22 protein-coding genes, 4 tRNA genes and 1 other RNA gene are annotated in these 25,101 nt (G+C 70.1%); 9 read left to right on the top strand and 18 right to left on the bottom strand.

All coding sequences use genetic code 11. The features are described from left to right. Positions 1-205: 205 nt before the first annotated feature. From purL to purS, 3 genes are read right to left on the bottom strand one after another with little or no spacing between them, the layout of a single operon-like run. Positions 206-2,455 (bottom strand): phosphoribosylformylglycinamidine synthase subunit PurL, encoded by a 2,250-nt coding sequence (gene purL / locus AB0M87_RS18470; protein ID WP_365854053.1) that lies wholly within the window; start codon positions 2,453-2,455, stop codon positions 206-208. Then, complete coding sequence (gene purQ, locus AB0M87_RS18465; protein WP_365854051.1) at positions 2,452-3,132, bottom strand: phosphoribosylformylglycinamidine synthase subunit PurQ; 681 nt, start codon at positions 3,130-3,132, stop codon at positions 2,452-2,454. The genes purL and purQ overlap by 4 nt, the downstream gene beginning before the upstream one ends. Further along, a complete protein-coding gene (purS, locus tag AB0M87_RS18460; protein WP_365854049.1) occupies positions 3,129-3,380 on the bottom strand; it encodes a phosphoribosylformylglycinamidine synthase subunit PurS in 252 nt (83 codons plus the stop codon). The genes purQ and purS overlap by 4 nt, the downstream gene beginning before the upstream one ends. 342 nt (positions 3,381-3,722) lie before the next feature. On the opposite strand from purS, the gene AB0M87_RS18455 reads away from it, so the two are divergent. The 8 genes from AB0M87_RS18455 (at position 3,723) to AB0M87_RS18420 (ending at position 8,338) form a co-directional block, all read left to right on the top strand. Further along, on the top strand, positions 3,723-4,040 hold the full coding sequence (locus AB0M87_RS18455; protein ID WP_365854047.1) for an Lsr2 family protein: 318 nt from the start codon (positions 3,723-3,725) through the stop codon (positions 4,038-4,040). A 145-nt stretch (positions 4,041-4,185) separates the two neighbouring features. Continuing rightward, a tRNA-Gly gene (locus tag AB0M87_RS18450) sits at positions 4,186-4,257 on the top strand. Positions 4,258-4,358: 101 nt separating this feature from the next. Further along, positions 4,359-4,431 (top strand) — tRNA-Gly (locus AB0M87_RS18445). A gap of 108 nt (positions 4,432-4,539) precedes the next feature. Further along, positions 4,540-5,448: an ABC transporter ATP-binding protein gene (locus AB0M87_RS18440; protein WP_365854044.1), complete on the top strand. Its 909-nt coding sequence runs from the start codon at positions 4,540-4,542 to the stop codon at positions 5,446-5,448. An 11-nt stretch (positions 5,449-5,459) separates the two neighbouring features. Continuing rightward, positions 5,460-6,227 carry an ABC transporter permease gene (locus AB0M87_RS18435; RefSeq protein WP_365854149.1) on the top strand — a complete coding sequence of 256 codons (768 nt, stop codon included), beginning with the start codon at positions 5,460-5,462 and terminating at the stop codon, positions 6,225-6,227. A 16-nt stretch (positions 6,228-6,243) separates the two neighbouring features. Then, positions 6,244-7,602 carry a histidine kinase gene (locus tag AB0M87_RS18430; protein ID WP_365854042.1) on the top strand — a complete coding sequence of 453 codons (1,359 nt, stop codon included), beginning with the start codon at positions 6,244-6,246 and terminating at the stop codon, positions 7,600-7,602. Beyond that, positions 7,599-8,243, top strand: coding sequence for a response regulator transcription factor (locus AB0M87_RS18425; protein ID WP_365854040.1), 645 nt, complete (start codon positions 7,599-7,601; stop codon positions 8,241-8,243). The genes AB0M87_RS18430 and AB0M87_RS18425 overlap by 4 nt, the downstream gene beginning before the upstream one ends. Positions 8,244-8,265: 22 nt before the next feature. After that, positions 8,266-8,338: transfer RNA gene (locus AB0M87_RS18420), tRNA-Gly, on the top strand. A gap of 60 nt (positions 8,339-8,398) precedes the next feature. On the opposite strand, the gene AB0M87_RS18415 is transcribed toward AB0M87_RS18420, so the two are convergent. From AB0M87_RS18415 to ffs, 6 genes are all read right to left on the bottom strand, one after another. Then, complete coding sequence (locus AB0M87_RS18415) at positions 8,399-9,298, bottom strand: phosphoribosylaminoimidazolesuccinocarboxamide synthase (RefSeq protein ID WP_365854038.1); 900 nt, start codon at positions 9,296-9,298, stop codon at positions 8,399-8,401. 237 nt (positions 9,299-9,535) lie between these two features. Continuing rightward, positions 9,536-10,996 (bottom strand): N,N-dimethylformamidase beta subunit family domain-containing protein, encoded by a 1,461-nt coding sequence (locus tag AB0M87_RS18410; protein ID WP_365854036.1) that lies wholly within the window; start codon positions 10,994-10,996, stop codon positions 9,536-9,538. A 231-nt stretch (positions 10,997-11,227) separates the two neighbouring features. After that, the gene (locus AB0M87_RS18405) at positions 11,228-12,880 is read right to left on the bottom strand and encodes a hypothetical protein (RefSeq protein WP_365854034.1); all 1,653 of its coding nucleotides are present in this window, start codon (positions 12,878-12,880) and stop codon (positions 11,228-11,230) included. A 245-nt stretch (positions 12,881-13,125) separates the two neighbouring features. Further along, positions 13,126-14,376, bottom strand: coding sequence for a phosphoribosylamine--glycine ligase (gene purD / locus AB0M87_RS18400; RefSeq protein ID WP_365854032.1), 1,251 nt, complete (start codon positions 14,374-14,376; stop codon positions 13,126-13,128). 72 nt (positions 14,377-14,448) lie between these two features. After that, positions 14,449-16,725, bottom strand: a complete 2,277-nt coding sequence (locus AB0M87_RS18395) for a DNA polymerase III subunit gamma and tau (protein ID WP_365854030.1) — start codon at positions 16,723-16,725, stop codon at positions 14,449-14,451. Positions 16,726-16,782: 57 nt separating this feature from the next. Further along, positions 16,783-16,877: signal recognition particle sRNA small type (ffs, locus tag AB0M87_RS18390), an RNA gene on the bottom strand. A 74-nt stretch (positions 16,878-16,951) separates the two neighbouring features. Between ffs and AB0M87_RS18385 the strand changes: the two genes are divergently transcribed. Continuing rightward, positions 16,952-17,036 (top strand) — tRNA-Ser (locus tag AB0M87_RS18385). A 93-nt stretch (positions 17,037-17,129) separates the two neighbouring features. Here the strand turns inward: AB0M87_RS18385 and AB0M87_RS18380 are convergent. From AB0M87_RS18380 to AB0M87_RS18340, 9 genes are all read right to left on the bottom strand, one after another. Then, entirely contained in the window at positions 17,130-18,389 is a 1,260-nt protein-coding gene (locus AB0M87_RS18380; RefSeq protein WP_365854028.1) for a tyrosine-type recombinase/integrase, read from the bottom strand. 9 nt (positions 18,390-18,398) lie between these two features. After that, the gene (locus AB0M87_RS18375; protein ID WP_365854026.1) at positions 18,399-18,644 is read right to left on the bottom strand and encodes a helix-turn-helix domain-containing protein; all 246 of its coding nucleotides are present in this window, start codon (positions 18,642-18,644) and stop codon (positions 18,399-18,401) included. 124 nt (positions 18,645-18,768) lie between these two features. Beyond that, positions 18,769-20,163, bottom strand: coding sequence for a phage/plasmid primase, P4 family (locus tag AB0M87_RS18370; RefSeq protein WP_365854024.1), 1,395 nt, complete (start codon positions 20,161-20,163; stop codon positions 18,769-18,771). Continuing rightward, positions 20,160-21,086 carry a bifunctional DNA primase/polymerase gene (locus AB0M87_RS18365; RefSeq protein ID WP_365854022.1) on the bottom strand — a complete coding sequence of 309 codons (927 nt, stop codon included), beginning with the start codon at positions 21,084-21,086 and terminating at the stop codon, positions 20,160-20,162. The genes AB0M87_RS18370 and AB0M87_RS18365 overlap by 4 nt, the downstream gene beginning before the upstream one ends. A gap of 85 nt (positions 21,087-21,171) precedes the next feature. Then, positions 21,172-21,495: a hypothetical protein gene (locus tag AB0M87_RS18360; protein WP_365854020.1), complete on the bottom strand. Its 324-nt coding sequence runs from the start codon at positions 21,493-21,495 to the stop codon at positions 21,172-21,174. 1 nt (position 21,496) lies between these two features. Further along, positions 21,497-22,111, bottom strand: coding sequence for a hypothetical protein (locus tag AB0M87_RS18355; RefSeq protein ID WP_365854018.1), 615 nt, complete (start codon positions 22,109-22,111; stop codon positions 21,497-21,499). A gap of 11 nt (positions 22,112-22,122) precedes the next feature. Next, positions 22,123-22,311, bottom strand: a complete 189-nt coding sequence (locus AB0M87_RS18350) for a hypothetical protein (protein ID WP_365854016.1) — start codon at positions 22,309-22,311, stop codon at positions 22,123-22,125. Positions 22,312-22,466: 155 nt separating this feature from the next. Next, on the bottom strand, positions 22,467-22,718 hold the full coding sequence (locus AB0M87_RS18345) for a hypothetical protein (RefSeq protein WP_365854014.1): 252 nt from the start codon (positions 22,716-22,718) through the stop codon (positions 22,467-22,469). Between the two features lie 139 nt (positions 22,719-22,857). Next, entirely contained in the window at positions 22,858-25,080 is a 2,223-nt protein-coding gene (locus AB0M87_RS18340) for a cell division protein FtsK (RefSeq protein WP_365854012.1), read from the bottom strand. Positions 25,081-25,101 lie beyond the last annotated feature (21 nt).

The following is a 25,101-nucleotide window of genomic DNA, read 5'->3' as shown; positions in this document are numbered from 1 at the left end:
GGCGGGTTGTCTGCGACCGTACGCCTTGACTGCCAGGGAACCGGCCAGGGCCCGAACCCCGTCCCTGTTCCCGGCGAGCTTACAAAAATCAACGCGCACGGGCCGAACCCCAAGCTGGCCCCGGCGTACTGACCGACCGGAAAGCGCCGGTGTCCGGGAACTCGGTTCCCGGACACCGGCGCTTCTGGGTGTCCCGCTGCGCCCGTCAGGCGAGCAGAGCCGGAATCGTCGCCTCGTGGGCCTCGCGCAACTCGGTCAGCGGCAGCGTGAACTCGCCCTGGACCTCGATGTCCGCGCCGTCCACCACACCGATCCGGGTGACCGGCAGGCCACGCGCCCCGCACATGTCGTTGAAGCGGAGCTCCTCGCTGCGCGGGATCGAGACGACCGCCCGTCCCGCCGACTCGGAGAACAGGAAGGTGAACGCGTCGAGTCCGTCCGGGACCACCAGGCGCGCACCGTGACCGCCGCGCAGGCAGGACTCGATGACCGCCTGGATCAGGCCGCCGTCGGACAGGTCGTGCGCGGCGTCGACCATGCCGTCACGGGAGGCCGAGATCAGGATCTCCGCGAGCAGCTTCTCGCGCGCCAGGTCCACCCGGGGCGGCAGTCCGCCGAGATGGTCGTGGACGACCTGGGACCACGCCGACCCGCCGAACTCCTCGCGGGTGTCGCCGAGCAGGTAGAGCAGCTGGCCCTCTTCGGCGAACGCCATCGGAGTACGGCGGTTGACGTCGTCGATCACGCCGAGGACCGCCACGACCGGCGTCGGGTGGATCGCCGATTCACCGGTCTGGTTGTAGAGCGAGACGTTGCCGCCGGTGACCGGCGTGCCCAGTTCCAGGCAGCCGTCCGCGAGACCACGGGTGGCCTCGGCGAACTGCCACATGACGTCCGGGTCCTCCGGCGAACCGAAGTTCAGGCAGTCGGAGATGGCCAGCGGCTTGGCGCCGGTGGTCGCGACGTTGCGGTACGCCTCGGCCAGCGCCAGCTGCGCGCCGGTGTAGGGGTCGAGCTTGGCGTACCGGCCGTTGCCGTCGGTGGCCATGGTCACGCCCAGGTTCGACTCCTCGTCGATCCTGATCATGCCGGCGTCCTCGGGCATCGCGAGCACCGTGTTGCCCTGCACGAAACGGTCGTACTGGTCGGTGATCCACGCCTTCGAGGCCTGGTTGGGCGACGCCACCAGCTTCAGGACCTGCTCGCGCAGCTCCGTGGAGGTTGCGGGCCGGGCCAGCTTGCCCGCGTCGTCGGCCTGCAGCGCGTCCTGCCAGTCGGGACGGGCGTACGGCCGGTTGTACGTCGGGCCCTCGTGCGCGACGGACCTCGGCGGTACGTCCACGATCTGCTCGCCGTGCCAGAAGATCTCCAGCTGGGAGCCCTCGGTCACCTCACCGATCACGGTGGCGATGACGTCCCACTTCTCGCAGATCTCCAGGAAGCGCTCGGTCTTGCCGGGCTCGACGATCGCGCACATGCGCTCCTGCGACTCGCTCATGAGGATTTCCTCGGGCGAGAGCGAGGAGTCACGCAGCGGCACGGTGTCCAGCTCGACCCGCATCCCGCCGGAACCGGCCGAGGCCAGCTCGGAGGTGGCACAGGAGAGCCCGGCGCCGCCGAGGTCCTGGATGCCCGCGACCAGCTTCTCCTTGAAGATCTCCAGGGTGCACTCGATGAGCAGCTTCTCCTGGAAGGGGTCACCGACCTGAACCGCCGGGCGCTTGGCAGGACCGGTCGACTCGAAGGTCTCTGAGGCCAGCACCGAGACGCCGCCGATGCCGTCGCCGCCCGTACGGGCGCCGTACAGGATGACCTTGTTGCCGGCGCCGGACGCCTTGGCGAGATGGATGTCCTCGTGCTTCATCACGCCGATGCAGCCTGCGTTGACCAGCGGGTTGCCCTGGTAACAGGCGTCGAAGACGACCTCGCCACCGATGTTCGGCAGGCCCAGGCAGTTGCCGTAGCCGCCGATGCCCGCGACCACACCGGGCAGCACCCGCTTGGTGTCGGGGTGGTCGGCCGCGCCGAACCGCAGCGGGTCGACGACCGCGACCGGGCGGGCGCCCATGGCGAGGATGTCGCGGACGATGCCGCCGACCCCGGTGGCCGCACCCTGGTAGGGCTCGATGTACGAGGGGTGGTTGTGCGACTCGACCTTGAAGGTCACCGCGTACCCCTGGCCGACGTCCACGACACCGGCGTTCTCGCCGATACCGACGAGCATGGCGTCGTTCTCCGGCACCTTCTCGCCGAACTGCTTGAGGTGCACCTTGCTGCTCTTGTAGGAGCAGTGCTCGGACCACATCACTGAGTACATGGCGAGCTCGGCGCCGGTCGGACGGCGGCCCAGGATCTCCCGGATGCGCGCGTACTCGTCCTCCTTGAGGCCGAGCTCCTTCCAGGGCTGCCCGGCGTCCGGGGTCTCGGCGGCGTGCTTGACGGTGTCGAGGCTCATACGTTGACCAGCTTCTTCAGGATCGAGGTGAAGAATCCGAGGCCGTCGGTACGCCCCGTACCGACCAGCGGCTCCACGGCGTGCTCGGGGTGCGGCATCAGGCCGACGATGTTGCCGGCCGCGTTGGTGATGCCGGCGATGTCGCGCAGGGACCCGTTCGGATTGCCGTCGAGATACCGGAAAGCGACCCGGCCCTCCGCCTCCAGCTCATCGAGGACGCGCTCGTCGGCGACGTACCGCCCGTCGATGTTCTTGAGCGGGACGGAGATCTCCTGGCCGGCCGTGTAGTCGGCGGTCCAGGCTGTCTCCGCGTTCTCGACGCGCAGTTTCTGGTCGCGGCAGATGAAGTGCAGGTGGTTGTTGCGGAGCATCGCACCCGGCAGCAAATGCGACTCGGTGAGGATCTGGAAACCGTTGCAGATGCCCAGGACCGGCAGGCCGGCCTTCGCCTGCTCGATGATCGTCTCCATCACCGGCGAGAAGCGGGAGATGGCTCCGGCCCGCAGATAGTCGCCGTAGGAGAAACCCCCCGCGAGAACGACCGCGTCGACCTGCTGGAGGCCCTTGTCGCGGTGCCAGAGCGAGACGGGTTCCGCACCGGCGACGCGCACGGCGCGCAGAGCGTCCCGGTCGTCGAGGGTGCCGGGGAAGGTGACGACGCCGATACGAGCGGTCACTTCTCCTCCTCGACCTTCACGGTGAAGTTCTCGATGACGGTGTTGGCGAGGAACGTTTCGGCCAGCTCATTGATGCGGGCGAGGGCGGTGTCATCGACCGGCCCCTCGACCTCGAGCTCGAAACGCTTTCCCTGACGTACGTCGGCGATTCCATCGAAGCCGAGACGGGGCAGTGCACGCTGCACCGCCTGTCCCTGCGGGTCGAGGATCTCCGGCTTGAGCATGACGTCGACTACGACGCGTGCCACTGGCACTCCCGGTGTGTGGTGCGAAGGCGGTCCACTCAGCGTACCCGGCCGGAAAGTCTACGCGAGTAGATATCGGAGCGGACTGATCACAACGCGATATCGGGTGCGAGAGGGGCCGCGAGATGAGTAGGGAGATGACAGGAGATGGCGGAGAGAACATCCGCCAAAAATCCTCGAAAAAACCGGCCGCCACGATTGCCCCGGACGCGCGCATGTAATTGGGTGGGCTTCACAATGCGACGCCTTCCGCTGTACAAAGGAAATGGCGTAACAAAAAACCAGCCGTAAGGCCGACATCGCCGCACGTCAGAGAAGCGGTGTCGCAGGAAAGGACCGAAGTCCGTGGCTCAGCGAGTAGTGGTCACGCTCTCCGACGACATCGACGGCGGGGAAGCGGCGGAAACGGTCACCTTCGGCCTCGACGGGAAGTCGTACGAGATCGACCTCAATACCGCCAATGCAAAGAAACTGCGCAAGGCGCTGACCCCGTTCCTGGAGGCAGGCCGAAAGCAGTCGAAGTCGGGCAAGGCGTACCGGCACACAGCGGTGGCCCCCGACCCGGCGGCCGTCCGGGCCTGGGCGCGGTCCAACAAGATGGACGTGCCGGCCCGCGGGCGCATCCCGAAGAAGGTCTACGAGGCGTTCAACGCGGCGAGCTGACCGCCTCGACGAGATCGGTGGTCCCCCGGCCGGGGGACCACCGACTCCCGGCCGGAGTGCCCGACTTGCATTCCACCCCGGCTGATCAGCTAGAGTCTGGAACACGCCGAAGGGCGAGGCCGCGAGGTCCCGCTTCACGCAGCGTGCGGGTGTAGTTCAGTAGTAGAACATCCCCCTTCCAGGGGGAAGGCGCAGTGTGCGATTCCTGTCACCCGCTCTGCATCACTTTTCCTGGCTCGGACCACTCCGAGGATCAGGTAGAGTAATGCTCGCACCGCCCGGCGGATCCCTTATGGAGAGTCCGCGAGCGGCAGCAATGCGGACGTAGCTCAGTTGGTAGAGCGCAACCTTGCCAAGGTTGAGGTCGCCAGTTCGAACCTGGTCGTCCGCTCAGCGAGAAGAAGCCCCGGTCGGGTTCCGACCGGGGCTTCTTCGTATGCCGCTGATCAGATGACATTTGTCACCGGCGCGGGCACGGGTCCGGCAGCAGTCTGGACTCATGACAGATGTGATCGAGGCCGAAGATCTGCGGCGCACCTATGCCGGAGGATTCGAGGCGGTCTCCGGGATCTCCTTCTCGGTGGCCGCCGGCGAACTCTTCGCCCTGCTGGGGACGAACGGCGCGGGCAAGACATCCACGGTGGAACTCCTGGAGGGCCTCGCCCGGCCGAGCGGGGGACGGGTGCGGGTACTCGGACACGATCCGTACGGCGAACGCGCCGCCATCCGGCCGCGCACCGGGGTGATGCTCCAGGAAGGCGGCTTCCCACCGGATCTGACGGTCGCCGAGACCGTACGGATGTGGGCGGGATGCACCACGGGGGCCCGGCCCGTGCGTGAGGGCCTGGAGATGGTCGGGCTCAGCGGCCGGTCGGACGTGCGGGTCAAACAGCTGTCCGGGGGCGAGAAGCGGCGGCTGGACCTCGCGATGGCGCTGCTCGGGCGGCCCGAGGTGCTCTTCCTCGACGAGCCGACGACCGGCCTGGACGCCGAAGGGCGCAGGGAGACCTGGGAGTTGGTGCGGAAGCTGCGCGACGGCGGCACCACCGTGCTGCTGACCACGCATTACCTGGAGGAGGCCGAGGTCCTGGCGGACCGGATCGCGATCCTGCACGAGGGGCGGATCGCGGCCGAGGGGCGGCTGGACGAGGTGGTCGCCGAGCAGCCCTCACAGATCTCGTTCACGCTCCCCGAGGGACTCGCCGTCGATGACCTACCGCCGTTGGGGGCGTATCACCGTGCCGGTCCGGCGGTGCGGCTGCGGACCGCCGAGCTCCAGCGGTCCGCCACCGAACTGCTGGTATGGGCCAGGGACAGGGGGGTCGAACTGCACGGACTCGATGTCCGGTCGGCCTCGCTCGAGGAGGCGTTTCTGAACATCGCACGCAAGCAGGAGGTCGCCCCGTGAGCTCATCGACCATGCCCACGCTGAACACCCGGCGGATGGCAGCGCTGGCCCGCGCCGAGCTGACCCTGCTCGGCCGCAGCAAGGCCTCGCTCTTCACCATGCTGGTGCTGCCGGTCACCATGACCTTCGTGTTCTCGACGACGACCGACCAGGAGACCCTGGACAAGGCGGGGCTCACGGCCGGAGCGGTACTGCTGCCCGGGGCCATCGGTTTCGGGCTGCTCTTCGCGCTCTACAACGGGGTGACAGGGGTGCTGGTGGTACGACGTGAACAACTCGTACTCAAACGGCTGCGCACCGGTGAGGCGCGTGATGTCGAAATCCTCACCGGGGCTTCGCTGCCGTCGCTGATCATCGCGCTGGTGCAGTGCGTGCTGCTGGCCGTGGGCTGCGCCGTGGTCTTCGACATGGGGCTGCCGCCGGCGCCGTTGCTGGTGGTGCTGGGCGTGGTGCTGGGGGTCGTCATGCTGGGCGCTCTGGGCGCGGCGACGGCCGGTGTCACCAAGTCCGCCGAGGCCGCCCAGCTGACGGTGCTCCCGATGATGCTGCTGTCGATTGCCGGTTCCGGGGTGGCCGTCCCGCTGGAGGTCTTCCCCGACAGCCTGGCATCCGCGTGCGAACTGCTGCCGTTGACCCCGGTGGTGGAGCTGGTGCGCGGCGGCTGGACCGGGTCGATGTCCGGGGCGGACGTCCTGGGGCATGTGCTGACGGCGGTGGCCTGGACGGTCCTCGCGGTGTTTGCTGTACGGCGGTGGTTCCGCTGGGAGCCCCGGCGCTGACGGAGGGAGGCGTGAGGTGGCTGCACTGACATGGATACGGGGTGTGCGCGGGCGCGGGGGGCTCGCGCAACTGGATCTGTACACCCGGGGATCGCTGTACTTTCTGCTCTGGCTGGCTGTTGCCGTGCAGGTGGCGCTCTCCGTGACCCGGCCGGTGCGCCACTCCGACGCACCGGTCGCGCTGATCACCGCCTCCTGCCTGCTCGCGGTGGCGCAGGGGGTGTGCAGCACCGCGCTGACCTCGGGTGCGCTGCGCACGTATCTGGGTGGCGCGGCAGTTCCGCGCCGGCTGATCGCTGCGGCGGCTGCTCTGATGGTGGCGGACCTCGCGGCCGTACTGGCGCTGACCTCGACCGTGGGCATGGCCGAGGTGCCAGGGGCGAGCGTGCTCCTGTGCGCGCCGGTGGTGCCGTTCACGCTAGGGCACTGTCTGATCGTGCGGCGCCGGACCACGGTCCTCGTGCAGTTGGTCCTGCTGGTCGCGGTGTGCGGGACGGTCGCGCTGCTCGGCACGGCGGGCGCACTGATCGTGGCCTGCCTGATCTCGTTCACCTGCGGGCCCGCCTGGTTCGCCTGTGCCTCCCGCTGCTCCGCCTGGTATCTGAGGGTGATGTGGAAGCTGCAGCAGGCGCAGGACGTACAGGCGCAGCTGGCGGTCGCCGAGGAGCGGCTGCGGTTCGGTCGGGATCTGCACGATGTGATGGGGCGCAACCTCGCGGTCATCGCGCTGAAGAGCGAACTGGCGGTGGGCCTGGCGCGGCGCGGCCGGCCCGAGGCGGTGGCGCAGATGGAGGAGGTGCAGCGCCTCGCCCAGGAGTCGCAGCGGGAGGTCCGCGCGGTGGTGCGGGGTTACCGCGACACGGATCTGCACGTCGAGCTCGAGGGGGCGCGGGGCGTGCTGGAGGCCGCGGGCATCACCTGCGAGGTGACGGGCTCGGCGGACGGGCTCACCGGGGACGTGCAGTCGGCGCTCGGCTGGGTGGTCCGTGAGGCGGCCACCAATGTGCTGCGGCACGGGGACGCCCGGCGGTGCGTCATCGACGTCTCCCGATCGGCCTCGGACGCCCGGCTGACCGTCGACAACAACGGCGCCGCCGGGACGGCCGGGGCCGCCACCACCGGGTCGGGGCTCGCCGGGCTGCGGGAGCGGCTCGCCGCGCTCGGCGGCACGCTGGTGGCGGGCCGGGCCGGGGACGGCCGGTTCCGGCTCACCGCGGAGGTGCCGCTGGGCGCGGTACGGGGCGGGTCGGACGGGGCGAGTGGTGCGGGGAGGGCCTGCGGGGTGGCTGAAGCCGGCGGCGCGGGGGATGCGGGGCGTGCGGGGGGGACGACCGGTGCGAGTGGGGCCGCCTGGGGCGAAGGGGCTCTCGCATGACCGGGCCCCAACCGGTACCCGCCGTCCCGTCCGCACCGGTACGGGTCCTGCTTGCCGACGACGAGCACCTCATCCGCGGTGCACTGGCCGCGCTGCTCGGGCTCGAGGACGATCTGCTGGTGGTCGCCGAGGCGGCCTCGGGGCCGGAGGCACTCGCCATGGCGCGGGCGCACCGGCCCGATGTGGCGGTGCTCGATCTCCAGATGCCGGGGGCCGACGGTGTGAGCGTGGCCACATCGCTGCGTGGTGAACTCCCCGACTGCCGCTGCATGATCGTCACCGGTCACGGGCGCCCCGGCCACCTGAAACGAGCGCTCGCCGCAGGCGTGCGCGGGTTCGTGCCGAAGACGGTCTCCGCGCGTCGGCTGGCCGAGATCATCAGGACCGTGCAGTCCGGGGGGCGTTACGTGGACCCGGAGTTGGCGGCCGACGCCATCTCCGCGGGGGATTCTCCGCTGACCGTGCGAGAGGCCGAGGTGCTGGAGCTGGCGGCCGACGGGGCGCCGATCGCGGAGATCGCCGCACGGGCCTCGCTGTCTCAGGGGACGGTACGCAACTATCTGTCGTCCGCCGCGTCGAAACTGAACGCTGAGAACCGTCATGCCGCGGTGCGTCTCGCCCGACGACGGGGTTGGGTATAGTGGTTGTCGCGCCACGGCGCATGCGGACGTAGCTCAGTTGGTAGAGCGCAACCTTGCCAAGGTTGAGGTCGCCAGTTCGAACCTGGTCGTCCGCTCAGTGAGAAGAAGCCCCGGTCGGAATCCGACCGGGGCTTCTTCGTTCCGCCTGCCGAGTGCTATGTCCAGGGGAGCCCGGTCAGCAGCTCGTACGCCTCCAGGTACTTGGCCCGGGTCGCGTCCACCACCTGCTCCGGGAGGGCCGGCGGCGGCTGCTCGCTGCGCCGGTCCCAGCCGGACGCGTCCGAGGTCAGCCAGTCGCGCACGTACTGCTTGTCGTACGAGGGCTGCGGGCGTCCCGGCTGCCAGCTCGCGGCCGGCCAGAAGCGGGACGAGTCAGGGGTCAGCACCTCGTCGGCGATGACGAGTTGGTCACCGTCGTAACCGAACTCGAACTTGGTGTCGGCGAGGATGATGCCCCGCTCACGCGCGGTGTCCCTGGCCCGGCTGTACACGGCGAGCGTCGCCTGGCGCAGATCGGCGGCAGTCTCCGCGCCGACCTGGCGGGCGACGTCCTCATAGCTCACGTTCTCGTCATGGTCACCGACCGCCGCCTTGGTGGCGGGGGTGAAAATCGGCGCCGGAAGTTCGGAACCGTCCGTCAGGCCGTGCGGCAGCGCGAGTCCGCAGACGGTGCGGCTCGCCTTGTACTCCAGGAGGCCGGACCCCGCCAGATAGCCGCGCGCGACGCACTCCACGGGAACCATCCGCAGCGACTTGCAGATCAGGGTGCGACCCGCCCAGTCGGCGGGAGCGCCGGACGGCAGGTCGGTGCTGATGACATGGTGCGGGACGATGTCCGCGAGCTGGCCGAACCACCAGAGCGACAGCTGGGTGAGCACCCGGCCCTTGTCGGGGATCTCGGTGGGCAGCACCCAGTCGTACGCGGACATGCGGTCGCTGGCGACCATCACGAGGTCGCCCGCCTCGTTCTGGTACAGATCGCGCACCTTGCCGGTGTGCAGGTGCACCAGGCCCGGCACCTGCACGGCCTCGGGCTTTTCTACGAATCCGGACACGGTTCCTCCCCGTGGTTCTGTCCATACGCTGGGGTCGAGTCCGATTCTCCCGTATGCACGGCGCGTCGCACGCCACCGGGTCGCCGCGGCGAGTGGGCGCCGGGGGGCGGCCGGAGCGTGAGCCACCGGATCAGTCGGGTCCCGGCGCGCTCTCAGTCAGTCGCTTCTCAGTCGGTCGCGTTTGCGCGGTCAGTCACATTCTCAGTCAGTCACGCTTGCGGTCAGTCGCTTTCGCGATCAGTCGCGTTTGCAGATCCGGTCGAGGAGATTGGCGGTGGCGCGCTGGATCCTGGGGTCCACATGGCCCGGGCGGTCCAGCGCCGGGGACCAGGCGAAGGTGCCCGATGCGAAGACCAGCGAGCCGGAAGGTGCCCGGTAGAGGGAGGTCTCCTGGTGGCGCGGGGCGCCCTCGCTGTCCCGGTACGGGGAGTGCGCGAGCAGGATGCGGTCCTCGTGCGGAGGCAGCGCGGTGCGCGGGAAGTAACGGTCCGCCTCGCCGGCGACCAGCCCCTGGATCTCATCGCCTTCGCGTGCGCCGGTGGCGTCCCAGAGCCAGTGCTCGGCGTTCCGCACGACCAGCGGGTTCGGTTCGGGGACGCGGCCCGCGTACTGGATGCCCAGCAGTTGCTGCTCCGGGCGGTCGATCTCCCGCCAGAGCGCGGCTTTTCCGGGGCCTCTGCGCTTACGGCAGGTCAGCAGCCGGTCGGGGACGCCGGACGGCGAAGGGGAGAGCTCGACCTGCCAGTACATCGTGTTGGCGGAGAGGAAAACCAGCGAGGTGCCGTGCTCCCGGGCGGCTTCCACGGTGCTGCGCATGGGGACGGACCAGTACTCGTCGTGGCCGGGGAAGACCAGGCCGCGATACCGGGTCGGGTCGATGCGGCCGGCGTGCAGATCGCGGGTGTCGGCGTAGGCCAGGTCGTAGCCGTACCGCTCGGCCCAGCGGATGAAGTCGTAGGCGTGGCCGACATGCAGGGGCAGCCCGGCACCCGCGTAGGGCCGGTCGAAGGAGACCGTGATCGCGGCGTCCTCCTCACCGAGCAGCCGCCCCGCGCCGTCCCAGGCGTGGTAGAGGCTCGCGCCGGTTCTGCCGTCCTCCGGGTAGAGGTTGTACGCCTGCCAGGTGATATCGGGCAGCAGGAGCAGCAGATCGGCCGGGTGGCTGTCGCGGACCGTGAAGGGGACATGGGAGCGGTAGCCGTCGACCGTGGTCAGTACGGCGACATACGCGCCGATCGGCCAGTGCGAGGGAATCTGCAGGCGCCAGGAGAGCCACCAGTGGTGGCAGGAGACCGTGCGGTCGGCGGTGAGCGGGGTCGGCTGGACGATGCCGGAGAGCCGCGGGCTGGTGGTGATCTTGGCGGCGCCATCCCCGCCGTAGTGCCCGATGCGGTAGATGTCGACGGCGAACTGCTGCGGCGGGTCGACGGTGACATGAAAGTCGATGGCCTCGCCGGGGGCGGCCGCACCGGTCGACGAGAAACCTTTGATCTGCTGCTTCACGTCGTCGGCGGTACGGGGACCGCCCGAACGGTTACGGGCCGCGTCGGGGTCCGCGTACCAGGGGACGACATGGCCGGTGTCGTCGAAGTAGTGCTCGCTGCCACGGAGCCACGGCAGCGGCCCCTGCCCGAACGGGTCCGAGACGGCGTGCGCGAGGGCTCCTGACTCCCAGCGTCGGATCTGCTCCGCCCCCATGCGGCTCCCCCCTTCTCGGTCGCTCAGGCACAACAGTGATGCACCGACTGTCAGCGACCGGTCCCAGCACATCACATAAGGCACGTACTCCGTCACTGTTCGTCGCGAATTGACGGGAGCGGAAGCCCATATTCCGGGTGGGCTTGGGTACTTCGGGCCGTTGTGGGGCTCTTCCGGGGTGATGCGGACGCCCCACCCGTTCGTGCCCCTGCCGAGGTTGCCTCAGCACTGTCAGACCAGCCGCACCGGTTTCTCCGGGCGGACCCCCACCGTCGCCAGCCACTCGCGCAGCGGCTCCGCGTCGCCCTCCTCCACCAGGCTCACCACCGGGCCGCCCAGGTCGGCCCCGCGCTCCCCCCGGACCAGCAACGTCGGTCCGTCCAGCCAGTCGAGCCCCGGCGTCGCCCCGGCCGTGTCGACCGCCGCGCAGCAGACCATCGCGGTGACGTGGTCGGCGAGCAGGTCGCGGCCGGTGCGCGGGGGCTGGAGGGGGAAGAGCGGAATCGCCTCCGTGTCCCAGAGGTCCTCGCCCGCCGCGCCGCCGCGGGGCACCGGTGGCGGGGCAGCAGCGTCCTCCCGGGCCACCTCGGCCGTTATGCCGGCCGCCAGCGCCTCACTGCTGTCGGCCGTCAGATGGTTCATCACCCGGGCCAGTGTCGGCCCGCCGGGATCGCCCGCGCGCCGGGGGCCCAGCCGGTCGAGCACCCGGTGCAGCCTGGCCGCATCGGTGCGCCATTTCCGGTCGACCACCTCCTCCGGATACTGCTGCCAGTCCACCGGCGACCAGTCGGGGCTGCGCTCGGCGGGTCCGCCGTGGAAGAGCCGGGCCGCCAGCAACGAGGTCGCCTCGTCGACCGCGCCGGGCTCCTCCAGCAGGTCGCAGGCGGGACGCTCGCCCAGCCGGGAGGTGAAGCCGTCGGCCAGCCGGTCTCGGCGGGAGAGCTCGGTGAGGGCGGAGACCACCCCGGCGTCGAGCCGGGCCGGCCAGCGGCCCATCCGCCAGGCCGGCAGCGCCACCCGGGTCAGCAAACGGTCCCAGCCGGCGTACGCCAGGCCGACCTGTTCCTGGGCGACGACCCGCAGTCCGTAATCCACCGCCTGCGCCCGCTCGGATGCGGCTGCGGCGACCCCCCGCTCCATCTCGGCGGCATGACCGCGACAACTGCGCAACAGCAGCCGAGCGACCCGCCCGATGAAGCCGTACCCGACCCGGCCGACCGGTCCCGCCCCCGGCCGGGATGCCACGGCGACCGCTGCGTCGAGACCGCGCACGAAGCGGCGGGAGGCTGCGATGTCGGGGTGTGCCGAAGGCCCGGTGCCCGCGACGACCGGCGCGAGCAGCGCCCGCAGCTCGGCCACCCGCATCCACCACAGGAACGGCGAGCCGATGACCAGCACCGGCGCGGTCGTCACCCGGCGGGCCCGCAGCGCGTGCACGGCGGGCAGCCGACTGCCGGATATGGACTGTGCGGGATGCGATCGGTCCTCGAGCCAACTGTCACAGTCCGGGGTGAGTGCTATCGCCGAGGGCACGGGCACATCCAGCCGGGTCGCCAGGTCACGCACCATGCGGTGCAGGTCGGGCGCCGACGATTCGGTGAGCGCCACCGTCGGGCTGACGGCGGGACCGGCTCTGGCGATCACTGCGGCTACGGTGCCCGCCAGCAGCAGCACCACGACGGCGAGCGCCGCCACCACCCAGCGCGCCCTGTCCCAGTCTCCGCCGGTGAGGCGGCCCGTGGCGCCGCCTGCCAGCAGCACCACGGCCACCGCGGCGGGCAGCAGGGCCGCAGCCAGCGCCCAGCCCCTGATGCGCAGCACGGCCAGCGCATGGGCCCGGGCGCCCTGCGCACCACGTTTCTCACTCGTACCACTGATGGACATGGCCGGACGTCACCCCCTCTGCCTCCGCGACGGCTTTGCTCACTCCCCCACTGTGGCATCCGGCACTGACATCGCAATGCCGATGGGCCAACTGCCGGAATGCTTGGGGCGCAGACTAGTTGGGGCTCTGCCGAGCGTCATCCGGATGGGCCTACCGTCACCCGATGGAATGGCTGTGGGCAAAGGTGCTGACGAATGCACGCCATTTCTGGCAGCTGCGGCCGGCTGTCGGATACGGCTGCCGGTCAGATGCCGGCTGCTTTCGCCGCGATGTCCGTACGGTGCTGCGACCCGTCCAGCCGCACCCGGGCGAGCGCGGTGTACGCACGCTCCCGGGCCTCGACCAGACCGGCACCGGTCGCCGTCACCGACAGCACCCGGCCGCCCGCGCTCACGATCGCATCGCCGTCCCGCCGGGTTCCGGCGTGCAGCACGTACGCCTGCGGGGCATCATGGGCCGCCACCTCGTCCAGGCCTTCGATCGGGTCGCCGGTGCGCGGGGTTTCGGGATAGTTGTGCGAAGCGATGACGACCGTGACCGCCGCGTCGTCGAGCCAGTTCAGCGCCGGTTCGCTCGCCAGCGTGCCGTTGGCCGCGTTGAGCAGGACACCGGCCAGCGGGGTCTTGAGCCGGGCCAGAACCACCTGGGTCTCCGGGTCGCCGAAACGGGCGTTGAACTCGATGACCCGTACCCCGCGCGACGTGATGGCGAGCCCCGCGTACAGAAGCCCGGCGAAGGGTGTGCCACGCCTGTGCAGCTCGTCGACGGTCGGCTGCAGCACGGTCTCCATGACCTCGTCGACCAGCTTGGCGTCGGCCCAGGGAAGCGGCGAGTAGGCGCCCATGCCACCGGTGTTGGGGCCCTCATCGCCGTCGAGCGCACGCTTGAAGTCCTGCGCGGGCTGCAGCGGGAGGACCGTGACGCCGTCCGTGATCGCGAAGAGCGAGACCTCCGGGCCGTCCAGGAACTCCTCGATCACGACCCGGCCGCAGGCCAGCGCATGGGCGCGGGCGGCCTCGACGTCATCGGTCACCACGACGCCCTTGCCTGCGGCGAGCCCGTCGTCCTTGACGACGTAGGGGGCGCCGAAAGCGTCCAGCGCGGTGTCGATCTCGGCCGGGGTGGTACACACGTAGGCCCGGGCGGTCGGCACGTTCGCCGCCGCCATCACGTCCTTGGCGAAGGCCTTGGACCCCTCCAGCCGGGCCGCTTCGCGGCTCGGTCCGAAGCAGGGGATGCCCGCCGCGCGTACCGCGTCGGCCACACCGGCGACCAGCGGCGCCTCGGGACCGACCACGACCAGCTCGGCATCGAGTTCGGCGGCGAGCCGGGCGACGGCAGCGCCGTCCAGCGCGTCCACCGGGTGCAGCTCGGCCACCTCGGCGATGCCCGCGTTACCGGGGGCACAGTGCAGGGAGGTGACTGCGGAGTCGAGGGAAAGAGAGCGGCACAGGGCGTGTTCGCGGGCGCCGCCGCCGATGACAAGGACCTTCACGGTGCGAAGCCTAGCCCGCGAGGCAGGCCCGGCCGGGCGCGGCCCTTGTCCGGACCTCCTGAACCGGCCTCGCTACTCGTTCGTATATTCCTCCACCACCGTCGCTCCGAGCTCGCGGACGATCAGATCGTGACCGGAGAGCGCTGAGTCGGCGAGGTCCGGGTCGTCGTCCTCCGGGGTGTCGTCCTCCAGCGAAACGGCCGGCGGCCCGTCCGGGACCGGTGGCGGCTCGGGCTCCCGGTAGGCCTGGGGCCGCTGATGCTGCTGCGGCTCCGGAGCGGACACAGGCGACGGCGGCACGGGGCCCGGCGCGGCCGAGGCGGCCGGCGGCCCCGGTCGACGCGGTGCGGGCGACGAACCGCCCGGCCCCGGGCCGGGGTGATTGCTGCCGCCGGGAGGCTGCGTACCGCCCGAGGGATCGACGATCGCGTCGACCTTCCACTGGACGCGGAACTGCTCGGCGAGCACCTGCTTCAGCACGTCCTCACTGCCGCTGGACGCGAAATTGTCCCGGGCGCCCGCGTTGGGGAAGCCGAGCTGGAGGGTGGTCCCGTCGAACCCGGCGACCTGGGCGTTCTGACTCAGCAGGATCCAGGTGAAGCGGCGGCGGTTCTTGACCGCCTCCAGAATGTCGGGCCACATGTTCCGCACCTGGCCGGCTCCCTGAGCCATTCCGGGCCCGGGTGCTCCGGCCGGCTCGGCAGCCGCCCCCCCGGCGGCCGCCGGGGGGGCGGCCTGTGACGTGGGCTGCCCCGGCCCCTGCCCCGGGGCGACAGCGGACGGCCAACTGCCGGCCGGACGCGCAGGCTGCGCCGCCTGACCGGCGCCCCCCGCGCCCGGCCATGCCCCGGGCTGGCGAACCGCGGGCTCGGCCGCCGGGGTCGGCGGCTGCTCGGGAACGGCCTGCGCGCCGGACGGTGCAGGCGCCGGCGCAGCACCGGCACTACCACCACCAGCACCGCCACCGGCACCAGCACCGGCACCGGGGCTACCGGCAACCCACTCGCCAGGAGCTCCCGACCCACCGGAAGCGACCCGGGCGCCGGCGTCCCCCCGCGCCGCTGCCCGCACTGCGGCAGGCCCGCTCCCGGGCGGAACACCGGGCCCCGCCGCCGTGGAGCTCATCGCCGGATGCGCCTCGGGCCCCGGTACGTATCCCATGGCGGGCCCTTGTCCTCCGGACACCAGGCCGCCGCCCCGCTCCAGCCGGTCGAGCCTGGCCTGCATCGACCGCTCGTCGTCGAAAGCGGCAGGCAGCAGCACCCGCGCACAGATGAGCTCCAGCTGCAGTCGGGGCGAGGTGGCCCCGCGCATCTCGGTGAGCCCGGTGTTGACCAGGTCGGCGGCCCGGCTGAGCTCGGCAGCGCCGAACACCGAGGCCTGCGCCTGCATCCGCTCCACCACATCGGCCGGGGCGTCGATCAGTCCCTTATCGCCCGCGTCCGGCACGGCGGCGAGAATCACCAGATCGCGCAGCCGCTCCAGCAGGTCGGCCACGAAGCGGCGTGGGTCGTTCCCGCCCTCGATCACCGTGTCCACGGCTTCGAAGGCCGCCGCGCCGTCCCCCGCGGCGAAGGCATCGATCACCGAGTCGAGCAGCGACCCGTCGGTGTACCCGAGGAGGGACGTCGCCATGGCATACGTCACACCGTCCTCACCGGCGCCGGCCAGCAACTGGTCCATCACCGACATGGAGTCACGCACCGACCCCGCACCGGCCCGCACCACCAGCGGCAGCACCCCTTCGGCGATCCGGGCGCCCTCCCGCTCGCACACCTCTCCGAGGTAGTCGCGCAGTGTCCCGGGCGGCACCAGCCGGAACGGGTAGTGGTGCGTGCGCGACCTGATCGTCCCGATGACCTTCTCGGGCTCTGTGGTCGCGAAGATGAACTTGAGATGCTCCGGCGGCTCCTCGACCACCTTCAGCAGGGCGTTGAACCCCGCCGATGTGACCATGTGCGCCTCATCGATGATGTAAATCTTGTACCGGCTGCCGGCCGGTCCGAAGAACGCCTTCTCCCGCAGGTCACGGGCGTCGTCCACGCCACCGTGCGAAGCCGCGTCGATCTCGATGACATCGATCGATCCCGGTCCGTTCCGCGCGAGGTCCTGGCAGGACTGGCACACACCGCACGGGGTCGGGGTGGGCCCCTCCGCGCAGTTCAGACACCGGGCGAGGATCCGGGCACTGGTGGTCTTGCCGCACCCCCGCGGTCCGCTGAACAGATACGCGTGATTGACCCGGTTGTTCCGCAGGGCCTGCTGCAACGGGGCAGTGACATGCTCCTGCCCGATGACCTCGGCGAACGACTCGGGGCGATAACGGCGGTACAGCGCAAGGGACGACACACCTACGAGGTTATCGGGGCGCACCGACAACCAACGCCCTCATCGCTCCCCCGAACGCAAAGGGCCCCCCACGCACCCGCCAGAGCCAACCTACCCTTGCTGCCTTCCGGCCCTGGGGGAGTTCAGTCAGATAGCGCCACGTGAGGGGCTGGCCCCCACCCTAGCTGATCCACCGGGTGAGAATCGAGTTCGCTAGCACTGCTCAACGTCTTGTATTGTTCGTCGCGGAGGATTCGCCTAGTGGCCTAGGGCGCACGCTTGGAAAGCGTGTTGGGGGCAACCCCTCACGAGTTCGAATCTCGTATCCTCCGCAGTTGCCCTCACCGGGCACAACGTCGTAGGGCCCCACCGTTCTCGGTGGGGCCCTACGACGTTCCTCTAGGCCCGTAGTCTCATCTGCAGTCTCATTGAGACCCTGCGGAGCCGTCCGCGCTGCCCTCGTCGGGCTCCTTAGCCACCTCCCAGATGAGTCCTCCGACCCGCTGCGCGACGTCGGCGAGGATGCCACCCGTCACGTGCTGGTACCGGGCCGCCATCGCCGTGGACGACCAGCCCATGATCTGCATCACGACCCGTTCGGGGACACCGAGGATGAGCAGAACCGTCGCCGCGGTGTGCCGGGCATCGTGCAGGCGCCCGTCCCGAACCTTCGCATCGGCCAGGAGCCGCTTCCAGGTGTCGTAGTCCGTGCTCGGCACCAGCGGCTCACCCACCGGGGAGGTGAAGACGAACCCGGACTCTCGCCACTCCTCCCCCGCGATCGCCCGCTCGCGTGCCTGCTCTTTGCGGTGGAGCTCCAGCAGCCTCACCAGTTCGTCAGGAACGCCGATGACGCGTCGGCCGGCGCGCGACTTCGTGTTGGCCGTGTCCTCGTTCTTCCTGACCCGCTTCTTGCAGTACCCCGGCTTCGCGCCACAATCGCCGCCGCAGCCGTGCAGGTACTTCGGCCTCAGCCGGTTCTTCCGGACGCGCAGGACTCCGCTGCCGGTATCGAGGTCTGCCCACCGCAGCCCGAGCGCCTCCCCCTGCCGGAGGCCCAGGGAGAGCGCGATGGACCAGCGAGCGCTGTTCCGAAGCTTGGCGGCCTCCGAGAGCAGGCGCTGCACCTCTTCGATGTCGTACGGCTCCACCTCCTCTTCCTCGATCCTCGGAGGGACCGCGAGGGTGGCGACGTTCCGTGTGACGTGGCCGCGGCGCAGCGCGTGATTCAGGGCGGTACGAATCGTCCGGTGTGCCTGGTGGGCGGTTGCGGGCTTGCTGCCGTTGGTCAGCATCCGGCTGTAGAAGCGCTCAAGGTGTTCGGGCTCCAGCTTGTCCAGCCGGTGAGCCCCGACACCGGGCACGAGGTGGACCCGTACAGCCACCTCGTAACCGGCGTACGTGTTCTCCCGCACCGACGGTTTGGCGATCTCTTCCACCCAGTGCAGCAACCACGCCTTCACGGTCCATGCGCGGCCGGCCTTTCGTACCTTGCCTTCGTCCCGCTGCTTCTCCAGCGCGCGAACCTTCTTGATCACCTCCCCTTCGCTGACCTTGCTCATGACATGGCGCCGGTCCGGCTTGCCGTCATCACGGGTGCCCACGGTCACTCGGCCGTGCCAGTAACCGTCACTGCCGAGATAGATGGACGACGCCCCATCCGGGCGCTTGGGCCGCTTGACCATGGATGCTCCTTACGCCGCGGCGTGGTTGTTGCGGGTCTGCATGCGCTCGTTCAGGTAGTCGATGAGCGCCTGAACGGGGACGCGTCGACTGCGACCGAACGGGACCGTCTGGACGGCTCCGTCACGGATAAGGCCGTACATCGTGGTCCGGCCGATGCTCAGGCGGCGGGCGGCTTCCTCGACTGTCACCGCGAGGAGCGTGAGATCGAGGTCCTGCGGGTTCTCGTCGTTCTTCAGCAATTCGAGCCGGGACATGGCACTCCTCGGTGCGGTCACGCGAGCTGGTGTGTGTGGAGTCCGCATTGCTGTGTGTCGCGACTCAAGCGACTCAGAGGCCGTACGGTGGAGGCGGCGTGAGTCGCTTGAGTCGCGGCACGGGCTATCGCGGATCGGACGGTGTGAGCGTGATGCCGGTGTACGTGGGCACCTGCCGCCCGTACGCGTCGCGGGGGCGGGCCCGGTGGAGTTGTGGGACGACGGAGAGCAGGTTCCGTCCGAACATCTGCTTGGTCCCCACGGCCCGTACGCCGTTGTCCTCGGCCCATTCGCGCCAGACCGCCCACAGGGTGTCGACGGGGACCTCACAGGCGGCACCGACGGTGCAGCGCTCGCGAATGAACGCGCTCGTCGGCGAGGCGGTGTCCTGCATCGTGATGACCGCTTCCTGAGAGGAAGGCGGGTCCGTGATCCGGCCGATGCGCTGGAGGCGTGCCAGCCCTTCCAGAGCCCAGTTGAGAATCCCGGGCATCTCGGTGGCCAGCTTGTCGGTGAGGGCCGTGTCTTCCTTTCCGAGCCAGGACACGGTCATGTTGAGCACGATGAACCGGCGGGCGATGACCCCGGAGGAGTCCCCGAAGCTCGGCAGCTCGTTGGTGAGGATCATCAGCCGCGTGGGCAGCTTGCCGGTCCACGGGTCGCGGAATTTGCGGTCGATGTCGATGGTGTCCTCACCGGAGATGGTGAGCAGCCGTTCGACGACCTGGCCGCCGTCCTTGCCGGACAGACGGGCGTCGGAGATGACGGCGAGCGGCTTGCCGAGCAGCGTGGACAGACCGAAGTTGCTGCCGAGGCCGGCGAGCGTCGGCCCGGCGAGGTTCTCGCGTCCGACCAGTTCCTTCAGGACCCGGGCGATGGTGCCTTTGCCTGAGCGGGACGGCCCCTTGATGAGCAGGATTTTCTGCTGGTCAGTGCGGCCGGAGAGGACGTAGCCGAACCATTCCTGCAGTGCGTCCAGGGCTGCTTGGTCGTCCGGCCAGATCTGCCGAAGGAAGCGTTCCCATGTCGGCGCCGTGGCGGCGGGGTCGTAGTGGAACGGGACGGATACCAGGTTGAAGAAGCCGGGGGTGTGCGGCAGAAGGGCCCGGTCCCGGATGCGAAGCAAGCCGTTCTCACAGGCCACGATCGGGCTGCCGTCCTTGCCATCGGCGTCCTGCTCGACCCACGAGGGGGCGTCGGTGTCGGTGGGCAGGAGCGTGATGGCTCCCAGTGCATCGAGCAGGTTGCTGATCTTCTGCTTCGTGGGTGCCCAGTCACGGATCTCGGGCTGGCCGTCCTTGCCCGGAACGCTGTAGACCGCGTACTCCAGCCGCTTGTAGAGCGAGGACCGCATCTGCTGATCGTCCAGTTCGCGCCAGCAGGTGCCGGTCCAGCGCATCCACGATCCGCGCCAGCGTCGGTACACGAGCCGCTTGTTCTCGTTCTGCCAGCTCGGGAGCAGACGACGCGCCACGGCCATTGGGTTGGACGGCACGGGCAGTTCTTCCAGCTCGCTCATGCTGCACTCGCCTCCGGCGCCCCACCCCGGATGAGTCCGGAGCGGATCGCGGTGCGACACTCTCCGGCGGGCAGGCCGATCGACTGCCCGGCGCTGCTCAGCTCGCTGCTTACCGCGGCCTCGGTGAGGTCCCCGCTCCGGATCATCCGTGCGAGGGCGTAGGCCGCGAAGTACACAGCACGATTACGACCGCCCTCGCGGGCGGACAGCACCTTTTCGAGCTCCCCGCGCAGTGCGGCGGTGCTGTAAGCGGTGGCGTTGCGCATCCGGGCCGACAGCTCAGCCAACGGCATGGGAGCCGGTGCGGGCTTGGGGGTGAGCAGGTCACCGAGCCACGCAGGGAGGGGGGCCGGACACGCGTCGTCAATGATCTCGTACGGCGCTCCGCCCACGGTGCTGCCGGCGGCCACCACGTATCCACCCCAGGCACGGGTGTCGACCTTCCAGCCCAGGACGTTGGCCGTGCTGCGTAGCCGCCTTTTCGTGGGTGCGGTGAAGTACAGGTGCTGTCCGCCGCGGCGGGTGCGCACGGTGTAAGTCTCGGTCGGCAGTTGCTCCCCGGCGCGCTCGCAGAGCATGGCCAACACGTCCAGGCCGTCGGCCGCTCCCGCCCATTCAGTGGGCGGGGTCTCGGTGTCGTCCTTGGGTACGTCCAGGTCCACAACCACGAGGTTCGCGGGGCCCGTGGCGATGCCGACGTTGTACGGGGTGGCCTGCCAGCACTGAGCGATCTGATTGCCATCGAGCGTGGCGCGCTGCTCCGGGGTGCGGTGACCTTCCGAGCACCGGCCGGCGCCGGGGCAGTGGCGTTCGGGGTGCCCGGCAGGCCGCTTGTCACCGGGGCGCAGAGGGAAGACGGGCCAGCCTCGCTCTGCTGCAGCCAGGGCGGCGCTCAGCAGCGTTGGGGCAGGGGTTGGTGTCATGCTGGGGGTTCTCCTGTTTCCGCGAAGGGGCAAGGGAACCGGGGCGGTCGCGGTCTTTGGCGAGAGGCGACCGCCCCGGGCATAGCTACTGCTCGTCGGCCCACAGGGCGTACTGCTGGCGGACGTAGTGGCGCGGGTCGCAGATGACGTCCGTGTCGTCCACGTCCATCAGCCGCGCGGCGGCGTGCTCGGCAGCTCCGGCGGCGTCAAGGCACCGGCCCTCGGCTCCCTCGGCCAGCGCGATGCGGTCCAGGAGCGCCGCCTTACGGAGCCAGAACTCCCGGCCCAGCGTCGTACCGAACGGCTTGTCGGCCGCGGCCTGAGCGGTCCATCCGATCTCACGGACGATGCCCGGGGCTTCGGCGTACGCCGTGTCCGGTGTGGGCCAGCGCTCGGTGTCAGTGCTCATGTCAGTGCTCCTTGGTGGTGTCGGTGGTGGGGAGTTCGGGGAGTCCGGCGCGGGTGAGTGCCTGCGGGTCGAAGCTGGGCAGGGTCGCGCGGGCGGTGAGGGCTGCGGCGAGCGCTTCGGCGTAGCCGGTGGATGTCTCGCGAGCCACCTCGATCTGAGTACGGCTGCGGAGCAGTTCCACCCGCTCGATGTGCCCGTGCTCTTCGCGCCGCACGGTGGTCTGCCGGTCGTAGGCGACGGTGTCGCGGCGGTCGGTACGCCAGTAGCGGGCGGCGACCCCGTAGGCCACTGCGGTGGCGAGCGCCCAGAGCAGCAGCGGGAGGGGCAGGCCGTCGGCGTATCCGGCGACGCCTGCGAGTGCGAGTCCTCCGGAGGTGGCGAACGCGGTCGCGGCGAGGGCCCCGTCACCGCCACTGCGTCCGGCTGCGGCGAATGCGCCGGCCGTTGCGGCTCCGGCGGCGAGGACGACCATCAAGGCCGCGTTGCCCACGGAGTGCTCGGCGCCGTTCGCGTTCCAGATCCGGCCCAGGATGAGCACGGTGGACGTGGCGAGTGCGGGCGCCACCTTGGGCGCGGCGAGTGCGGCCCAGTGGTGCTGTATCAGCGGGTCGTTCATGGCGTGCCCCTTCACAGGTCGGGGATGGCGTCGATGACGGCGGTGGTGAGTTCGTTGATCGGGCCGGACGCGCCGGTGGAGGCGAGGAAGAACCCGAACATGACGGCGATGAACGCGGCGCCCCAGCCGAGGGTGTTGGAGCGGAGCAGGAAGAACAGGACCAGGCCGAACAGGAGGACGAGCGAGATGGTGACGGCCACGAGGTGAACTCCTTTGAGGCTGATGGGGAGTGCTGGGTAGGGTGCGGGGGCCCCGGGTGCTCGCAAGCTCGGGGCCTGGACCGGCGGTCACGCTGGCGAGCGCCTGACATGGTCGGGATCGCCTCAGGGCGGGTGACCGCCGTTCCCCTGAGTGGTTAGCGGGTGCCGTCGCGGTGGAGGCGGGCGGCGACGTTGTAGAGGTGGCGGCCGATCCGGATGCGTTTGCCGGTGGCCTTGCAGCGGCGGCAGTCCTTGCCGCGCTTGGCACGGCCCTTGCGGTCGGTCTTCGTCGCGAAGCCCCAACCACGGCACTTGCGGCAGTCCCCGAACGGGCTGGCCGCACACAGAGACGCGTAACAGAACGTGATGAGCAGAAGGAGTGCGCTAGCGAGCAGGACAGGGGTCATGAAGGGCCTCCCGGGCCTGTTTCAGGGGTTTGCGCAGGTGGGGCGCTAGAAGCTAGTGGCCTGATCAAGCGGCGAATGTGCCGCTAGCGGTGCCGCTAGACCTAGCGGGGTGTGGCGCTAGGTCTAGCGGCGAGCGGGGCTAGCCCGCGTCCCGGTTTCCGTCACGCTCCGCAATCATGGTGAGGATGTGGGAGCGTTCGATGCCGCGCCGGTTGGCGCCCTTCCCGGTCTCGGTCTTGCCCCAGACCTGGCCGGTGCTGACGCCGTGCGGCTTGAGGGCTGCGGCCAGCTGCTCGGGCTCCCAGCCGCCGTAGATGTCCGGCCGGAGTTCGGCCAGGCGGGCCACGACGACTTCGGACCACAGCTTCGGCTCTTCGGCCGGCACCACCGCGAGGATGTCCGCGAGCAGATCGAATCCACTGGTCTCGCGGTCCTCGAACGACTCGCCCGCGGCGTGCCCGGTGAGCCGTCCGGCTGCCTCGCGCAGGCGGCGGGCCCGCAGCCCGATCACCTCGGCCGTGGGTGCATCGACGTAGACGGAAGAGACGATCCGCGCGTCGGCGCCTTCACCGACGAAGTAGTGGATCCCCTTGTCCTTCCAGCTGAACATCGTCGCCCGGATCCCCCGCTTGTAGCTGGAGGTGCCGAGGACCATGTCGTTCTCCAGCTGGCCCATGACCTTCAGGCACCACCGAGCCGACGCGTTCGCCGAAATGCCGGTGGGCAGGGCCTTTGCGTCCGGGCGCTGGGTGGCGAGCAGGAGCACGATGCCGGTGGCGGGTCCGCGCTTGACGAGGTCGGTGCAGATCTCTTCGAACTCCCCGCCGTGCTTGGGGTGCTCGAACCAGACCTGGCACTCATCCACCCCGATCACGATCGGGTGCAGCCCGAGCTTCGGCTTGTTGGCCAGCTCGGACGTCACCTTCGACTCCGGGCAGATGTCCCGCGGCAGGGACCGGATCACCTTGGCCCGGCGCCGGAGCTCGGTGCGCAGTTCCCGCAGGTCAGCCAGGGCGTATTCGATGTCCTCGTCATCGTCCCCGGCCCGGTGGCGGTGCGAGACTCGCTCGCCCACGGGGTCGAGGTCGCCGGTGCCCTTGAGGTCGTAGGTGTGGACCTCGGCCCGTGCGTCGAGGGCGGCGATGAGCAGGAGCAGACGAAGCAGGAACGTCTTGCCCATCCGGGGGATCGCCCCGATGACACCGGCGATGTACATCAGGGTGATGTCCACCCAGCGGCCGCGCTGGTCGGTGCCGAAGGAGACCGGCTTGAACAGGTCGACGGACCCGCCCTTGATCAGGGGCCATGCGGGCTTCGTGGCCGTGGACATGTCCTGATCACCGACCCAGAGCACGAGGCGCCCGGTGTGTTCGTCCGGGACGGCTTCGGGCCACACACAGCCGAGCGGGCGGCGCAGACCGGATGCCAGCTTGTCGCGGCGCTCGATGACGTCGGTGACGGTGACGCCGTAGGGGAGGTCGCCTTCCGCGCGCCATCCGGGGCCGTCGCGGGTGATGGGGGCGGTGAAGGTGAATCCGTCGCGGCCCTTGCTTTGCACCTGGTTGATCGCGGTGATGCCGAGTGCTCCGAGGGCGCGCAGCACGATGTCCGAGGTGAGCTTGGGTGCCTTGGTCATTTCGACCGCGCGGGTGATGACCGGGGCGTCTGCCTGAGTGCCGGCCGATCCGAGGGCCAGGAGCAGGGCTCCGACCGAGAGGACCTGGAGCCAGCCGGGGGCGAGGACGTAGATGGCGAGCGCGACACCGAGCCCGACGGACATGCCCAGCACCGCAACCAGGGTCCTCAGCCGGACCCGGCCGTCGCGCTGGCGGGAGAGCTTGAGGTACTCGGCTGCGTCCTCGCGCCGGACGGACGCGAGCCGGACCGGCTCGCCCTCCCGGTCGGACACCCACCGCATCGACCCGCCCACGAACTTCGCCGCCCCGACCGGGGCTTGGAAGGTGAGCCGGGCGGCGTAGTACGGGGAGCGCAGTGCGTGGTACCCGGCCAGGTGGCCGTAGTGCCCTGCGGCCCACCGGGTCGCGGTCCGCAGCTCGGCCGACGACCGGAGCCAGGCGGGGACGATCGCCCGCCGCTTGGCGCCGATGATCCGGCCCATGAACCCGGGCCCGACTTCCGCCGGACCGTCGACCATCATCGGCTCGTCCGGGTCGCCCGACCCGTCACCCGACCCGGCGGGAGGCGAGTCGGCCGACCGGTCGGCGTGGGGGTCGGCCGACTCGGTCCGGGCCGACCGGACCTTGTCGAGGTCGACCACTTCCCCACCCGAGTCGGGTGCGGTGGGGGTGTTCATGTCGGCTTCGAGTCGGTTGAAGAGTTCGCTTTCGTCGTCGTGATTCACTGATTGTCCTTCCTGGACAAG

Source organism: Streptomyces sp. NPDC051320, assembly GCF_040682175.1.
Taxonomy (GTDB): domain Bacteria; phylum Actinomycetota; class Actinomycetes; order Streptomycetales; family Streptomycetaceae; genus Streptomyces.
The sequence above is the reverse complement of the archived record's forward strand: the minus strand, read 5'-3'. Positions and strand labels throughout refer to the sequence as shown.

Bases quoted from the DNA above. Each gene is read 5' to 3' on its own strand.
- AB0M87_RS18440 (WP_365854044.1), top strand. From the start codon at position 4,540: ATGACAGATGTGATCGAGGCCGAAGATCTGCGGCGCACCTATGCCGGA.
- AB0M87_RS18425 (WP_365854040.1), top strand. From the start codon at position 7,599: ATGACCGGGCCCCAACCGGTACCCGCCGTCCCGTCCGCACCGGTACGG.
- AB0M87_RS18380 (WP_365854028.1), bottom strand. From the start codon at position 18,389: ATGGTCAAGCGGCCCAAGCGCCCGGATGGGGCGTCGTCCATCTATCTC.
- AB0M87_RS18355 (WP_365854018.1), bottom strand. From the start codon at position 22,111: ATGAACGACCCGCTGATACAGCACCACTGGGCCGCACTCGCCGCGCCC.
- AB0M87_RS18370 (WP_365854024.1), bottom strand. From the start codon at position 20,163: ATGAGCGAGCTGGAAGAACTGCCCGTGCCGTCCAACCCAATGGCCGTG.
- AB0M87_RS18375 (WP_365854026.1), bottom strand. From the start codon at position 18,644: ATGTCCCGGCTCGAATTGCTGAAGAACGACGAGAACCCGCAGGACCTC.
- AB0M87_RS18345 (WP_365854014.1), bottom strand. From the start codon at position 22,718: ATGACCCCTGTCCTGCTCGCTAGCGCACTCCTTCTGCTCATCACGTTC.
- AB0M87_RS18365 (WP_365854022.1), bottom strand. From the start codon at position 21,086: ATGACACCAACCCCTGCCCCAACGCTGCTGAGCGCCGCCCTGGCTGCA.
- purL (WP_365854053.1), bottom strand. From the start codon at position 2,455: ATGAGCCTCGACACCGTCAAGCACGCCGCCGAGACCCCGGACGCCGGG.
- AB0M87_RS18405 (WP_365854034.1), bottom strand. From the start codon at position 12,880: ATGTCCATCAGTGGTACGAGTGAGAAACGTGGTGCGCAGGGCGCCCGG.
- AB0M87_RS18410 (WP_365854036.1), bottom strand. From the start codon at position 10,996: ATGGGGGCGGAGCAGATCCGACGCTGGGAGTCAGGAGCCCTCGCGCAC.
- AB0M87_RS18435 (WP_365854149.1), top strand. From the start codon at position 5,460: ATGCCCACGCTGAACACCCGGCGGATGGCAGCGCTGGCCCGCGCCGAG.
- AB0M87_RS18360 (WP_365854020.1), bottom strand. From the start codon at position 21,495: ATGAGCACTGACACCGAGCGCTGGCCCACACCGGACACGGCGTACGCC.